Raw genomic sequence first — 15,630 nt, 5'->3', positions numbered from 1 at the left:
CATGGGGACGGGGGAGCAGGGCAACGGGCGTCAGGCGTGGCTCGACCGGTTGACCAGGCGCCGTGGAGCCGCAGCGCTACTGGCCGGGGCGGCGGGGCTGGTCGTACTGGGCGCGGTGTTCGTGGTGCTGCCGGGGCTGGTGGTCGACCACGATCTCGCCGGGGCGAGCGTCGCCGCGCAAGACCGCCTGAAGGCGGTGAACGATGTCCGTACGGCACTTCTGCAGGCGGTCGGCGGTCTCGTCGTACTCTTCGGCGCCTACGCGACGTGGCGGCAACTACGGGTGAGCCAGGACGGTTTGCGTGCCACCCAGGAGGGCTACGTGACCGACCGGTTCAGCCGGGCGGTCGACCAGCTCGGCAGCGACAAGCTGGACGTGCGCATCGGCGGGCTGCACGCGCTGTGGCGGATCGCGGAGCAGTCGGCTCGCGATCGCGAGGCCATCATCTCCATCCTGGCCGCATATCTGCGTACACACCTGCCCTGGCCGCTCACCGGGCCGGAATCGCCGGCGGCGGACGTACCCATCAACGACATCGCACCCCTGGAGACCCGCGCAGCCGACACCCAGGTGGCGCTGACCGCGCTCGGCGTCCTGTGCCAGCACCGGGAGCAGTCCTGGGTCAATCTCAGCAGCACCGACCTGCGACGGGCCGACTGCGACGGCCTGTGGTTCCCCGAGGTCAACCTCGACCGCGCCTGCCTGGAGGCGGCGGGCCTGTACCGCGCCAATCTGACCCAGGCGTCCCTGGTCTCGGTCAACCTGCGGCACGCCGACCTCACGACCGCGGTTCTCCGCCGGGCTCGCTGCACTCTGGCCGACCTGCGGGGCGCGAAGCTGGTCGCAACCGACCTGCGTGACGCCGACTTCACCGAGGCCGACCTGCGTGAGGCGAACGTGCGCAAGGCCGATGCCCGCGGCGCGGTGCTCCGCCGCGCCGACCTGCGCATGGCCGACCTGCGCGGCACCGACCTGACAAACGCCGACCTGGTCGAAGCACGTCTGACCGGCGCCGTGGCCAGCGAGCAGACGCGCTGGCCCGCCGGCTTCGACCCCTCGGCCGCCGGCGTCGTCGACACCGATGACCCCGGCCCCGAGCCCTCGCCCCTGCTCCAGCCACCAGCGATGACGTGGCAGGCACCGCCGCTGCGGTCCACTCCGTGACTCCACGGGTCCGCGTCGGGGATCGCACCCCACACCGTCCTGGCGCGCCCTACGACGACTCCGAGTGGGCCCTCTACGACCTCCGCGCCGATCCCCCGAGATCCACGACCTGGCCGCCCGGCACCCGGAAGTGGTGAAGGCCGTGGCCGCCGCCCTGCGTGAGGCGGCGGCCTTCGAGTGACGTCTCGACGGTCCTCAGGCAGGACGCAGCCACACCGTCGCCAGGGGTGGCACCGTCAGTCGGAGTGAGACGGGCCGGCCGTGGCTCGGTTCCGGGTTCGGCTTGAGGACACCGGAGTTGACGATGTCGCTGCCGCCGTACCGCGCCGCGTCCGTGTTGAGGACCTCGGACCAGCCGGGGACCGAGTCGGGCACGCCGAGCCGGTAGTCCTCGCGGACCGCCGGGGAGAAGTTGCACACGGCGAGCAGGGGAGTGCCGTCCGCCGCGAACCGCAGGAACGCGAGGACGTTGTCGTCGGCCGCGTCCGCCGTGATCCACGAGAACCCGGCGGGCGTGGTGTCCCGTTCCCACAGGGCAGGAGCGGCCGCGTACTCGTGGTTGAGGTCACGCACCAGATCGAGGACTCCGCGGTGGTCCGCCTCGGCGACGTAGGCCGGGTCGAGGAGCCACCATTCCGGGCCGTGCGCCTCCGACCACTCGGCTCCCTGCGCGAACTCCTGTCCCATGAACAGGAGTTGCTTGCCTGGGTGGGCCCACATGAAGCCCAGGTACGCGCGGTGGTCGGCGCGCCGCTGCCACCAGTCGCCGGGCATCTTCGACACGAGGGCGCGCTTGCCGTGTACCACCTCGTCGTGCGAGAGGGGGAGGAGGTAGTTCTCGCTGTAGGCGTACACCATCGAGAACGTCAGTTCGTTGTGGTGGTACTTGCGGTGCACGGGCTCGTGCACGATGTACGCCAGCGAGTCATGGCTCCACCCCATGTTCCACTTCAGGCCGAAGCCGAGGCCTCCGAAACCGCCGGGGCCGACGTGGTCGGTCTGCCGCGTGACGCCGTCCCAGGCGGTCGACTCCTCGGCGATGGTGACGACACCCGGGCAGCGCCGGTACACCGTCGCGTTCATCTCCTGGAGGAAGGCCACGGCGTCGAGGTTCTCGCGGCCGCCGTGCTCGTTCGGCGACCACTGGCCCTCATCGCGCGAGTAGTCGAGGTAGAGCATGGAGGCCACGGCGTCGACCCGCAGGCCGTCGATGTGGAACTCCTCGCACCAGTACACGGCGTTGGCGACCAGGAAGTTCCGGACCTCCTTGCGGCCGTAGTCGAACTCGAGGGTGCCCCAGTCGGGGTGCTCGGCGCGGCGCGGGTCCTGCGGCTCGTACAGGGCGGTGCCGTCGAAGCCCGCCAGCGCCCAGTCGTCCTTCGGGAAGTGGGCCGGCACCCAGTCCATGAGGACGCCGATCCCCGCCTGGTGCAGGGTGTCGACGAGGTGGCGGAAGTCGTCGGGGGAGCCCATGCGGGACGTCGGGGCGTAGAACCCGGTGACCTGGTAGCCCCACGACCCGCCGAAGGGATGCTCCGCCACCGGCATGAACTCGACGTGGGTGAAGCCCAGATCGCTCACATAGGACGCGAGCTGGTCGGCGAGCTGGCGATAGTTCAGACCCGGGCGCCACGACGGCAGATGCACCTCGTACACCGAGAAGGGCGCCTCGTGCACCGGACGCTGCCCGCGCCGCTCCATCCAGGCCGCGTCCCCCCACGTGTGGGACGACTCCGTCACGACGGACGCGGTCGCGGGCGGCACCTCCGTACGCCGGGCCAGGGGGTCCGCGCGCACGGTGTGCGAACCGTCGGGGCGGGTGATGTCGAACTTGTACAGCGTTCCCTCGCAGATGCCCGGCAGGAACAGCTCCCACACGCCCGACGAACCGAGCGACCGCATCGGGAACGCGGTGCCGTCCCAGGCGCAGAAGTCACCGCAGACGCGCACGCCCCGGGCGTTCGGCGCCCACACCGTGAACCGGGTACCCACGACCCCTTCGTGCGTCATCGGCTGGGCGCCGAGAGCGGTCCACAGCTCCTCGTGCCGCCCCTCGCCGATCAGATGCAGGTCGAACTCCCCGAGCGCGGGCAGGAAGCGATAGGGATCCTCGACCTCTCTCTCGTCCCCGTCGTACGTCACGAGCAGCGTGTACGCGGGAATCGCGTCGAGCGGCAGCACCGCGGTGAACAGACCGTCACCCTCGTCGCGCAACTCCACGCGCCGGCCCTCGACCGACACGGCGACGGCCTGGGCGTACGGCCGCAGCACCCGGAACGCGACACCGTCGTCCACCGGGTGCGCGCCCAGCAGGGAGTGCGGGTCGTGATGCTCACCCCACAGGAGACGTCCGCGGTCCGACCCGTCCAGCGCGGGGGCGGGCGGGACGGTGAGGCGACCGGGGCCGAGCTTGCCGGGCTTGGCAGTCTTGGGGGCGGAGGTCTTGCGAGCTGCCACGGTTTTGTCTCCTCGGGCGGGATGGGGTTTCGGCAGGCGGACGGCGGGGTTGCCGCCGCCTGGTTCAACGGGGTTCGGCGAGGCGGCTGATCGCCGCCATCGGCACGGGCAGCCAGTCGGGCCGGTGCCTCGCCTCGTACAGGACTTCGTACAGCGCCCGGTCCGTCTCGTAGGCGCGGAGCAGGTCGGGTTCCTCGCGCGGGTCCGACTTCGACTCGGCCGCGTAGCCGGCGCAGTACGCGTCCCGGCAGCGCAGCGACCACTCCGGCCGCCAGGGCAGGCGGGTGCGGGCCGCGTAGTCGAAGGAGCGGAGCATGCCCGCGACATCGCGTACGGGGGACTGTGTGTGGCGGCGTTCGGCGAGAGGGCGGGCCGGCTCGCCCTCGAAGTCGATGACGAACCACTGCTGTCCCGACGACAGCACCTGCCCCAGATGGAGATCGCCGTGGATGCGCTGCGCGGGCCGCGCCGAGTCGACGAGCGCGAACGCGTCGAACGCGGCCCGCAGCCCCGGCGCGTGCGGAAGCAGCGCGGGCACGGAACGGGCCGTGGAGTCGAGGCGCTCGATCATCGCAGCGGCGAGGCGCCGGTTGCGGTGGGGCTCAGGTGCGTCGACGGGGAACGCCGCGGTCAGCGCGAGATGGACCTCGGCGGTCGCCCGCCCCAGTTCGTACGCCTCGTCGGTGAAGTCCCTGCCCGAGGAGAGCGACCGGAGCGCGAGGGTCCAGCCGTCGTCCGCGCCGGGCAGGAACGGCTGGAGGACACCGAGCGTCGCCTGCTGGGGCTGCGACGTACGGAACCAGGCCACGGGCCCCGGCACGCAGGTGCAGCCCTGCCGGGCGAGCGCCTGCGGCACCTCCAGATCCGGGTTGACGCCGGCCTGGACGCGCCGGAAGACCTTCAGGATGTACGAATCCCCGTACACCAGCGACGTGTTGGACTGCTCGGCGTCGAGGACGCGCGGCGTGAGCCCCGCGGGCACGCTGACCTGCGGGTCGCGTTCGAAGCGCAGGGGGCCCGCCGCGCCCGGGTGGCGCAGCCGCTCGAGGAGCAGCCCGGCCGAGCGGGGCTCCTGGAAGGCGTCGTACACCATGAGGCCGGTCAGCGGGCCCTCGGTCGCGCGGCCGATGAAGGCGGGCGCTAGAGAGGGCGGCAGCATCTCCCGTACGCCGAGCAGGAGTTGGTAGAGATTGTCGGCAGGGGGCGTGCCCGAGCCGGAGCGGGTCACCTGTTCGGCGTGTTCGGCGCGCACCAGCAGATGCAGGCAGCCCGGGTGCAGCTCGGTCATCGAGGCCAGGGTCAGCCCGGTGACGGGCCGGCCCTTTCCCGCGAACCAGCGCTGCCGGGGCAGCCATTCGTGGAGCAGACCGGCGAGTGAGTTCAGCAGCAGAGAGGGGCTGACGCCGGTCGGACTCTGCAGTGCGGCCTTGGGCATGGCGACGACTCCTTTCGAGGGCGGACAGACGGTCCCAGGGGTGCGGGGCCGCCGGTCACCACGTGGTGCTGACGGCTTCCTTGCGGAGCCTGAACCAGTAGAAGCCGTGGCCCGCGAGGGTCAGCAGGTACGGGAGCCGGCCGATGGCGGGGAAGCGGACGCCACCGATGAGCTCGACCGGGTGGCGGCCGTCGAAGGCCTGGAGGTCGAGTTCGGTGGGCTGGGCGAAGCGCGAGAAGTTGTGCACGCACAGCACGAGGTCGTCCTTGTACTCGCGCAGGAACGCGATCACCGCCGGGTTGGACGAAGGGAGTTCGGTGTACGAGCCCAGGCCGAAGGCTTCGTTCTGCTTGCGGATCTCGATCATGCGCCGGGTCCAGTGCAGGAGCGAGGACGGGGACGACATGGACGCCTCGACGTTCGTGACCTGGTAGCCGTAGACCGGGTCCATGATCGTGGGGAGCGAGAGCCGGCCCGGGTCGCAGGAGGAGAAGCCCGCGTTGCGGTCCGGTGTCCACTGCATCGGTGTACGGACGGCGTCGCGGTCGCCGAGCCAGATGTTGTCGCCCATGCCGATCTCGTCGCCGTAGTAGAGGATCGGCGAGCCCGGCAGGGAGAGCAGGAGGGCGGTGAACAGTTCGATCTGGTTGCGGTCGTTGTCGAGGAGTGGCGCGAGGCGGCGGCGGATGCCGATGTTGGCGCGCATCCGCGGGTCCTTGGCGTACTCCGCGTACATGTAGTCGCGTTCTTCGTCGGTGACCATTTCGAGCGTGAGTTCGTCGTGGTTGCGCAGGAAGATGCCCCACTGGCAACTCGACGGAATGGCGGGGGTCTTGGCCAGGATTTCCGAGACCGGGTAGCGCGACTCCCTGCGCACGGCCATGAAGATGCGTGGCATGACGGGGAAGTGGAAGGCCATGTGGCATTCGTCGCCGCCGGAGGCGTAGTCGCCGAAGTAGTCGACCACGTCTTCAGGCCACTGGTTGGCCTCGGCGAGCAGCACCGTGTCCGGGTAGTGCGCGTCCACCTCGGCCCGTACGCGCTTGAGGAAGGCGTGGGAAGCGGGGAGGTTCTCGCAGTTGGTGCCTTCCTCGGCGTAGAGGTAGGGCACCGCGTCGAGCCGGAAGCCGTCGATGCCGAGGTCCAGCCAGAAGCGCAACGCGGCGAGGATCTCCTCCTGGACGCGCGGGTTCTCGTAGTTGAGGTCCGGCTGGTGGGAGAAGAAGCGGTGCCAGTAGTACTGCTGGCGCACCGGGTCGAACGTCCAGTTGGAGGACTCGGTGTCGACGAAGATGATCCGCGCGTCCTCGTACTGCTTGTCGTCGTCGGCCCAGACGTAGTAGTCGCCGTACGGCCCGTCGGGGTCCTTTCGGGATTCCTGGAACCACGGGTGCTGGTCGCTGGTGTGGTTCATGACGAAGTCGATGATCAAGCGCATCCCGCGCTGGTGCGCGGCGTCGACGAACTCCACGAAGTCCGCGAGATTGCCGAACTCGGGCAGGACCGCCGTGTAGTCCGAGACGTCGTAACCGCCGTCCCGTAGCGGGGACTTGAAGAACGGTGGCAGCCAGAGGCAGTCGACGCCCAGCCACTGGAGATAGTCCAGCCTGGACGTGATGCCCTTGAGGTCGCCGACCCCGTCGCCGTTGCTGTCCTGGAAGGAGCGGACGAGGACCTCGTAGAAGACGGCGCGTTTGAACCAGTCGGGGTCGCGGTCCTTGGTGGGGGTGTCCTCGAAGGTGTCCGGGACGGGCTTGTTGACGATCATGTGGTGGGTGACCCTCCGGTGGGCGGTGAGGACGGTCGCAGGACGGTGAGGATGTGCGCGGGCGCGCGGCCCGGCTCGAGGCGCACATAGTTCGTCCTGCCCCATTGGTATGTCTCGCCGGTCAGCTCGTCGCGGACCGGCACGCTCGCGTGCGCGTCGAGTCCGAGCTGAGGCAGGTCCAGAGAAACCGTCGCCTCCTGGGTGTGGTGGGGGTCGAGGTTGACGACCACCACGACCGTGTCGGGGCCCGAGCGCTTGCTGTACGCGATCAGCGCGTCGTTGTCGGTGTGGTGGAAGTGGAGGTTCCTGAGCAGGCGAAGGGCGCCGTGGTTCCGCCTGACGCGGTTCAGGGTGGTGATGAGCGGGGCGATGGAACGCCCTGACCGCTCGGCCGACTCCCAGTCACGCGGCCGCAGTTCGTACTTCTCCGAGTGCAGATACTCCTCGCTGCCCTCGCGGACCGGCGTGTTCTCGCACAGCTCGTACCCGGCGTACACCCCCCAGGTCGGGGAGAGCGTGGCCGCGAGCACGGCACGCACCTCGAAGGCGCGGCGGCCGCCCTTCTGGAGGTAGCCGGGCAGGATGTCGGGCGTGTTCACGAACAGGTTGGGACGCATGTAGGCGGCCGTGTCCCGGGAGAGCTCCGTGAGGTACTCGGTGAGCTCCTGCTTCGTGTCGCGCCACGTGAAGTACGTGTACGACTGCTGGAAACCGGCCTTGGCGAGCGCCCGCATGACGGGGGGCCGGGTGAAGGCCTCGGCGAGGAACACCACGTCCGGGTCGCTGCGGTTGATGTCGGAGATCACCCGCTCCCAGAAGACGACGGGCTTGGTGTGCGGGTTGTCGACGCGGAAGACGCGGACGCCGTGGTCCATCCAGAAGCGCAGGACGCGGGTCGTCTCGGCGACCAGGCCGGGCATGTCCTGGTCGAAGGCGATCGGGTAGATGTCCTGGTACTTCTTCGGCGGGTTCTCCGCGTACGCGATGGTCCCGTCCGACCGGTGCTGGAACCACTCCGGGTGCTTCTCCACCCACGGGTGGTCCGGCGAGCACTGGAGGGCGAAGTCCAGCGCGATCTCCAGATCGAGTTCCGCGGCCCGGCGCACGAAGGCGTCGAAGTCGTCGAGGGTGCCGAGGTCGGGGTGGATCGCGTCGTGACCGCCCTCGGGTGAGCCGACCGCCCACGGCACTCCGACATCCCACCGGTCGGCCGACAGAGTGTTGTTCGGCCCCTTGCGGAAGGTGGTGCCGATGGGGTGGATCGGGGGCAGGTAGACCACGTCGAAGCCCATGTCGGCGACGGCGGGCAGGCGCTCGGCCGCCGTGCGGAAGGTGCCGCTCACCGGCCGCTCCCCGTCGCGGACCACGGCGCCCTCGGAGCGCGGGAACATCTCGTACCAGGCTCCGTACAGCGCCCGTTCGCGCTCCACGAGCAGGGGCATGGGCGCCGAGCGCGAGACGTGTTCGCGCAGCGGGTGCTCCGCCAGGGCGGCGGTCACGTCCGGCGCGAGGGCCGCGGCGAGCCGGGCGGCGGGCGGCCTGCTCTCGTCGCGGAGCGCGTCCACGGCCGCGAGCACCGCGTCCCGGCCCGCCTGTTCCGGGACGCCGCCTGCGGCCCGCTCGTGCAGCGCGGCGCCTTCCTCCAGGATCAGCTCCGTGTCGATCCCGGCCGGGACCTTGATGCCGGCGGACCGGCGCCACGAGGACACGGGATCGCCCCACGCCTCCACCGTGTACGTCCAGTTGCCCACGCCCGTGGGGGTGACGTCGGCGCCCCAGCGGTCGCTGCCCGGGGACAGTTCGCGCATCGGGATCCACGGGCCCGGCCGGTCGTCGGGGCCGCGCAGCACGACATTGGCGGCGACCGCGGCTTGGCCCTCGCCGAAGAGCGTGGCGGAGACCTCGAACGTCTCGCCCGGGACCGCCTTCGCCGGACGCCTGCCGCAGTCGACGGCCGGGAGTACGTCCACGATCGGGACGCGACCCGTCACCGTGCCTGGGTTCATCGTTTGCACCTCCGGCGTGCTCGAGGCAGGCCCGCTCTCGGTCGGGGGCCCGCCGGGTTCACATGCGCCACGGGACGTGCCGTCACTCGCACACCAGTTGGCCCGGCGCGCGGCCGGGCACAGCAGGCTGTCATCGACGGGCTGCGTCCCTCCGGCGACACGCTACGGGAGCCGACCGGGCTCGGCCTGTCAGGAAATGTCCTGGTTCAGGCGTGTCGGCCGGCGTCCCGCCTCTGCCGGACGGTCCAGCCTTACCGCCCGCTGAGGGCGGCGACCGCGACCGCGGGCGCCGCGAGCGGCGGTGCGGCCATCGGCGGATGCTCCACGCTGGGGCGGAGGTAGCGTTCGGCCGCGTCGGCGGCCTCCCGCCCGCAGCGCTTCCCCATCAGCACGCACAGCGTGTAGGCCGTGTCCTCGAAGTGGGCCCGCACTTGGCGGTCGGCGGGTGCCGCGAGCCGCAGGCGTTCCCATGCGCGGTACTGCGCCAGATGTCTGGCGACTTCGGTTTTGGTAGGTAGCAACATGTCGCTGTTCACTTCCCACTCTTGGAGCGCACGGTGCACCGGGTCGGTGCGCGGGGGCCGTGCACGGAGAGGTACCGAATCGTTACGCCGATCGGTACTCCGTCCCATGGTGCATTTGGCGGCACTTCCCGTCCTGTTGGAGCTTCAACGACGCCGGAAGCGGCTCCTCGTGTTGCACGAATGGAGTAGCGCTCTCATGATGGGGCTGACTCAGGAGCGATCAGTGCTCACGCTACGTGTTCGGGGTACGGCCTGTAGGGGGCGAACGTCGAGCGGGAGCTTCGCCGGTGAGGAGCCGAAGACGATGAATACCGCAGTGCCCTGCTACTACCACCTCGACGTCGAGGTCAGCTCGGAGCGTGTCTCGCAGGTCAGGCGCATTCTGGCCGCCCACCTGCGGTACTGGAAGCTGGACATTCTCGTAGAGCCCGTCTGCCGCGGCGTCGAGGTGCTGCTTCACACGATCGACGAGCACGCCACGGACAAGAACACCGCCGTCGAGATGTGGTGGAACGGCCAGCACCTGATCACCGCGGTGTCCGACCACGAGCGTGACCTGCCGGGCCCGCACTACGCCCCCCAGGGATGTCTCGCGGAGATCGCCGCGTTGAGCGACGGCTGGGGCGGTTGCGCCACGGCCACGGGAAAGATCATCTGGTTCTCCCGCCGTGCCCGTCTCGGTGAGCGCGCCCCGCTGGTTCCCGTCGGTCCCGCGCCGCGCATCGGCGAGGCGCTCGAGATGCCGCGCGAGGTGCCGGTCCCGGCGTTCGCGGGCTCAGCGGTCACGGACCCGCTCGTGGCCGCCGCCCCGGCGGCCCGTGCACACCGGCCCGAACTGTCCGTCCCCCGCAGGGTGGTACGCCCGACGCCGGCGATGTGACATCAGCACCGCGCCCCGTCCGGAGCGCGCCGCACCGGGCCACGGTCTGCTTCCGCAGCCGCGGCCCGGCGGCATGTCAGGACGGCGGCACACGAGGGCCGGGCGCGCGACAGGCGGGGTGCGGGCGGCGCGGTGACGACACCGAATCCAAGATCATCCGTACGGTGGCCGGATGCTCACCTGGACCGGACGCCCCTATCCCCTCGGCGCGGCATTCGACGGCGACGGAACGAACTTCGCCCTGTTCACGGAGGTCGCCGAGCGCGTCGACCTCGTTCTCCTCCACGACGACGGCACCCACGACACGGTCACCATGACCGAGGTCGACGGCTTCGTATGGCACTGCTATCTGCCCGCCGTCGGCCCCGGCCAACGCTACGGCTACCGGGTGCACGGCCCGTGGGACCCGGCGGCGGGCCACCGCTGCAACCCCGCGAAGCTGCTCCTCGACCCGTACGCCACCGCCGTCGACGGGCAGATGGACAACGACCCCTCACTCTTCGAGCGGACGGCCGGCGGACCGTCCCCGGCCGACAGTGCGCCGCACACCCTCGTCGCCGTGGTGACCGACAGCGCCTTCGACTGGGGCAATGACCGCCCGCCCCTGCGCCCGTACGCCGACACCGTCATCTATGAGGCCCACGTACGCGGCCTGACCCGCACCCATCCCAAGGTCCCCGCGAAACTGCGCGGCACCTACGCGGGCCTCGCACACCCGGCGGTCATCGAGCACCTGACCTCGCTGGGCGTGACCGCGGTCGAGCTGATGCCGGTGCACCAGTTCGCGCAGGACGGATTCCTGCGCGACCAGGGTCTGTCGAACTACTGGGGCTACAGCACGATCGGCTTCTTCGCCCCGCACAACGCGTACGCCGCCCAGGGCAGCCGCGGCGGACAGGTCACCGAGTTCAAGTCGATGGTGAAGGCGCTGCACGCGGCCGGCCTCGAAGTGATCCTCGACGTCGTCTACAACCACACGGCGGAAGGCAACGAGAACGGCCCGACGCTCTCCTTCCGCGGCATCGACAACGCGTCCTACTACCGGCTCGTCGACGGCGACCCGGCGCACTACTACGACACCACCGGCACCGGGAACAGCCTGCTGATGCGGCACCCCAGCGTGCTCCAGCTCATCATGGACTCCCTGCGGTACTGGGTCACCGAGATGCACGTCGACGGCTTCCGGTTCGACCTCGCGGCCACCCTCGCCCGGCAGTTCCACGAGGTGGACCGGCTCTCCGCCTTCTTCGACCTTATCCAGCAGGACCCGGTGATCGGCCGCGTCAAGCTCATCGCTGAGCCGTGGGACGTCGGCGAGGGCGGCTACCAGGTCGGCAAGTTCCCGCCCCAGTGGTCGGAGTGGAACGGCAAGTACCGCGACTCCGTAAGGGACTTCTGGCGCTCGGGCGAGAACACCCTCGCCGAGTTCGCCTCCCGGCTCACCGGCTCGTCCGACCTCTACCAGCACGACAGCCGCCGCCCGCGCGCCAGCGTCAACTTCGTCACCGCCCACGACGGGTTCACCCTGCGCGACCTGGTCTCGTACGACGACAAGCACAACGAGGCCAACGGCGAGAACAACCGGGACGGCGAGAGCGCCAACCGGTCCTGGAACTGCGGCGTCGAAGGCCCCACCGACGACGAAGGCGTGCTCGAACTGCGCGGCCGGCAGCAGCGCAACCTCCTCGCCACACTGCTGCTCTCCCAGGGCATCCCCATGCTCGCCCACGGCGACGAACTGGGCCGCACCCAGCAGGGCAACAACAACGCCTACTGCCAGGACAACGAGATCTCCTGGACCGACTGGCGCCTGAACGAGGACCAGCGCGAGCTGATGGAGTTCACCCGGCGCACCATCGCCCTGCGAGCCGCCCACCCGGTGCTGCGCCGCCGCCGCTTCTTCCGCGGTGACACACACACCCACGAGGGCCAGCCCCTGCCCGACCTCGTGTGGCTGCGCCCGGACGCACGCGAGATGGCGGAGGACGACTGGCAGCGCGGCGACGCCCACTCGGTGGCCGTGTTCCTCAACGGAGACGCCATCGCCGAGCCCGACCCGTACGGGCGGCCGGTGGTCGACGACTCGTTCCTGCTGCTCCTCAACAGCTACTGGAAGCCGGTCCGCTTCCGACTCCCTGACGCCACCTACGGCGAGCGGTGGACGACCCGGATCGACACCGCCGACCCGCAGGGCGTCGCGGACGAGACGGAACACAAGCCGGGCACCGACCTACTGGTCGAGGCCCGCAGCCTGGTCCTGCTGTCCCGGGAGGCCAGGACGGCACGCGGCGCGGCGGACTGAACGCGCCGTCCGGTGGGCCGGTTCCGTGACCGGCCCACCGGACGACACCTGCTCAGACCCGCTTCAGACGCAGCGTCACCAGCTCGAAGGGGCGCAGCGTCAGCGTGATCCGGTCGCCGTCGCGCTCCGGGTCCGCCGCGTCGGCGAGCGGACGCTCAAGGAGGTCCGTCGCCGCCGCGGCGGCGATCTCGAAGCCCGCCGTGAGCGTGGCGCGCACCCGTCCGCCGCGGGACTCGTGGAAGCGGATCACCACGTCGCCGCTGCCGTCGTCGGCCAGCTTGACCGCCGTCACCACCACCGCGTCGTGGTCGACACCCACCAGCGGAGCGACCTCGCCGGAGCCGGTCACCTGCCGCTCCGGCAGGTTGATCCGGTAGCCCTCACGGACCGCGTCGCCGATGGCCGCGCCCGGCACCAGCGCGTGCCGGAAACGGTGCACGCCCTGGTCGGTCTCGGGGTCGGGGAAGCGCGGCGCGCGCAGCAGCGAGACGCGGACGGTGGTCGTCGTGCCCGAGTCGCTGTCCCGCACGGTACGCGTCACGTCGTGGCCGTACGTCGAGTCGTTGACGAGCGAGACGCCCCAGCCGGGCTCCTCGATATGCACGAACCGGTGGTTGCACGCCTCGAACTTGGCGGCCTCCCAGCTGGTGTTGGTGTGCGTGGGCCGGTAGAAGTGCCCGAACTGCGTCTCGGACGCGTACCGCTCGGCGTGGATGTCCAGCGGGAACGCCAGCTTCAGGAACTTCTCCGTCTCGTGCCAGTCCACCTCCGTGTCGATCACGAGCCGCCGCTCACCGGCTGCCAGCGAGAGGACCTGGGTGACGCGCGAGTCGCCGAAGGTGCGCACGATCCGTACCGAGGTGCCGTCTCCCGGAGCCACCTCGTCGGCGTCCATCAGATCCGTGACCGTGTTGCGGTAGAACTCGTCGACGTCCCACGCGTCCCACATGTTCGGGAAGTCCGGGTGGATCTGCAGCAGGTTCGCGGCCCGGCCCGGCGCCACGGTCTCGCGGCCCGCGACGAGGTCGTACGCGGACACGACCAGACCCCGGTCGTCGACCTCGACCCTCAACAGCCCGTTTTCCAGGACGAATCCGCCCGCCGCGCGCGAAGCGATCGCGGCCTCGCCCTCGACGACCGGGGTGCGGGCGCCGCCCGCGGGCACACCGTCGCGGGTGTGCGGCGCCGAGTTGAAGACGAGCGTCCCTGGGCCCTCACCGGCCAGCGCGCGCTGGGCCGCGCCGATGATGCCGTTCAGTTCCTCCGCGACCCGCTCGTACGTCCTGCGCGCCTCGCGGTGCACCCAGGCGATCGACGAGCCGGGCAGGATGTCGTGGAACTGGTGCAGCAGCACCGTCTTCCAGATCCGGTCCAACTCCTCGTAGGGGTAAGGGAATCCCGCCCGCACCGCCGCGGTCGCCGCCCACAGCTCGGCCTCGCGCAGGAGGTGCTCGCTGCGCCGGTTGCCCTGCTTCGTCCTGGCCTGGCTGGTGAGTGTGGCGCGGTGGAGTTCGAGGTAGAGCTCGCCGACCCAGACCGGCGGGTTCGGGTACTCCGCCTCCGCCTTCTTGAAGAACTCCTCCGGCGTCTCCCACACCACCTGCGCGGACCCTTCGAGGTCACGAAGGCGGGCCGCCTTCGCGACCATCTCGCGGGTCGTGCCGCCGCCCCCGTCACCCCAGCCGGTCGGCGCGAGTGAGTGCCGGGCGACCCCCTTGTCCTTGAAGTTCTTCGCCGCGTGGGCGATCTCGCTGCCCTTCATGGAGCAGTTGTACGTGTCCACAGGCGGGAAGTGGGTGAAGATCCGGGTGCCGTCGATGCCCTCCCACTGGAACGTGTGGTGGGGGAACTTGTTGGTCTGCGACCACGAAATCTTCTGCGTGAGCAGCCACTTGGAGCCCGCGGCCTTGATGATCTGCGGCAGCCCCGCGGCGAACCCGAAGGTGTCGGGCAGCCACGCCTCGTCGTTCTCGACGCCGAACTCGTCGAGGAAGAACCGCTTGCCGTGCACGAACTGGCGGGCCATCGCCTCCGAGCCCGGCATGTTGGTGTCCGACTCCACCCACATGCCGCCCGCCGGCACGAACCGGCCGTCGGCGACCGCCTTCTTGACCCGCGCCCACACCTCGGGCCGGTGCTCCTTGACCCAAGCCCACTGCTGGGCCTGCGACATCGCGAAGACGAAGTCGGGCTCGTCCTCGAGGAGCGCCGTCATGTTGGACGTGGTCCGCGCCACCTTGCGTACCGTCTCGCGCAGCGGCCACAGCCACGCCGAGTCGATGTGCGCGTGGCCGACGGCGCTGATGCGGTGCGCCGACGGGACGGCGGGAGCGGACAGGACGTCCGTCAGCTGTTCGCGGGCGGCGGCCGCCGTGCCGTTCACGTCCTGGAGGTCGACCGCGTCGAGGGCGCGCTCGACGGCGCGCAGGATGTCGTAGCGCCGTGCCGACTCCACCGACAGCTCGGCCATCAGCTCGCCGAGCACTTCGAGATCCATGACGAGCTGCCACACGGTCTCGTCCAGGACCGCGAGATCCATCCGCGCCAACGTGTACTGCGGCTCGCTGCCCGCGGTCTCCTTGTCGCCCAACTGCGTGGGCAGAAAGGGGTGGTAGTCGAGAATGACCGGGTTGGACGCGGCCTCGATGTGCAGGCGGACCTCCTCGCCGCCCTCCACGGGGGCGCCGATGCGCACCCACTGGTTGCGCGGGTTGAGCCCCTTCACCGGGGTGCCGTCCGGGCGGTAGACCAGGCCCTCGCACTGGAAGCCGGGCATGTTCTCGTCGAAGCCGAGGTCGAGGATCGCCTCGACGGTCCGGCCCGCCCAGGCCTCCGGCACGGTGCCCGTCACGCGGAACCAGCAGGTGGCCCACGGAGCGCCCCAGCGCGCGCCCACCGCGATCGGCTCGGGCGTCGCCGCGAGTCCTTCGGCGACCGGCACCGGCTCACCCGGCGCGTTCCACACCGCGACCTCCAGCGGCACGGACTCGGGATACACGGCGGGTCGGATGCGCTCGTCGAGGACGCGCTTGAGACGGGCTTCGACCAGCGTGCGGTCGTCATGCATGAGGGGTACTCCGTAAGGTCCGAGGT

Annotated in this window: 9 protein-coding genes; 3 read left to right on the top strand and 6 right to left on the bottom strand. The window is 70.5% G+C overall.

The genetic code is table 11. From position 1 onward, the window contains the following. Window position 1: 1 nt before the first annotated feature. Complete coding sequence (locus OG456_RS42960) at window positions 2-1,165, top strand: pentapeptide repeat-containing protein (RefSeq protein WP_266570507.1); 1,164 nt, start codon at window positions 2-4, stop codon at window positions 1,163-1,165. Between the two features lie 195 nt (window positions 1,166-1,360). Here the strand turns inward: OG456_RS42960 and glgB are convergent, their stop codons facing one another. From glgB to OG456_RS42935, 5 genes are all read right to left on the bottom strand, one after another. Beyond that, window positions 1,361-3,622 (bottom strand): 1,4-alpha-glucan branching enzyme, encoded by a 2,262-nt coding sequence (gene glgB / locus OG456_RS42955; RefSeq protein ID WP_323136447.1) that lies wholly within the window; start codon window positions 3,620-3,622, stop codon window positions 1,361-1,363. A gap of 64 nt (window positions 3,623-3,686) precedes the next feature. Then, window positions 3,687-5,057: a phosphotransferase gene (locus OG456_RS42950; RefSeq protein ID WP_266570506.1), complete on the bottom strand. Its 1,371-nt coding sequence runs from the start codon at window positions 5,055-5,057 to the stop codon at window positions 3,687-3,689. 55 nt (window positions 5,058-5,112) lie between these two features. Beyond that, window positions 5,113-6,825, bottom strand: a complete 1,713-nt coding sequence (gene treS, locus OG456_RS42945) for a maltose alpha-D-glucosyltransferase (protein ID WP_266570505.1) — start codon at window positions 6,823-6,825, stop codon at window positions 5,113-5,115. Next, window positions 6,822-8,831, bottom strand: a complete 2,010-nt coding sequence (locus OG456_RS42940) for an alpha-1,4-glucan--maltose-1-phosphate maltosyltransferase (RefSeq protein ID WP_323136446.1) — start codon at window positions 8,829-8,831, stop codon at window positions 6,822-6,824. Before OG456_RS42940 ends, treS begins: the two co-directional genes overlap by 4 nt. 251 nt (window positions 8,832-9,082) lie before the next feature. Further along, on the bottom strand, window positions 9,083-9,355 hold the full coding sequence (locus tag OG456_RS42935; RefSeq protein WP_266570504.1) for a DUF5133 domain-containing protein: 273 nt from the start codon (window positions 9,353-9,355) through the stop codon (window positions 9,083-9,085). A gap of 304 nt (window positions 9,356-9,659) precedes the next feature. On the opposite strand from OG456_RS42935, the gene OG456_RS42930 reads away from it, so the two are divergent. After that, entirely contained in the window at window positions 9,660-10,235 is a 576-nt protein-coding gene (locus OG456_RS42930; RefSeq protein WP_266570503.1) for a pep a2, read from the top strand. A 172-nt stretch (window positions 10,236-10,407) separates the two neighbouring features. Further along, the gene (gene glgX / locus OG456_RS42925; protein ID WP_266570502.1) at window positions 10,408-12,537 is read left to right on the top strand and encodes a glycogen debranching protein GlgX; all 2,130 of its coding nucleotides are present in this window, start codon (window positions 10,408-10,410) and stop codon (window positions 12,535-12,537) included. Between the two features lie 52 nt (window positions 12,538-12,589). On the opposite strand, the gene OG456_RS42920 is transcribed toward glgX, so the two are convergent. Further along, a complete protein-coding gene (locus OG456_RS42920) occupies window positions 12,590-15,604 on the bottom strand; it encodes a glycoside hydrolase family 38 C-terminal domain-containing protein (RefSeq protein WP_266570501.1) in 3,015 nt (1,004 codons plus the stop codon). Window positions 15,605-15,630: the final 26 nt, after the last annotated feature.

Origin of the sequence: Streptomyces sp. NBC_01446 (assembly GCF_026340095.1) — a bacterium.
Classification (GTDB): Bacteria; Actinomycetota; Actinomycetes; order Streptomycetales; family Streptomycetaceae; genus Streptomyces; species Streptomyces aureus.
The sequence above is the reverse complement of the archived record's forward strand: the minus strand, read 5'-3'. Positions and strand labels throughout refer to the sequence as shown.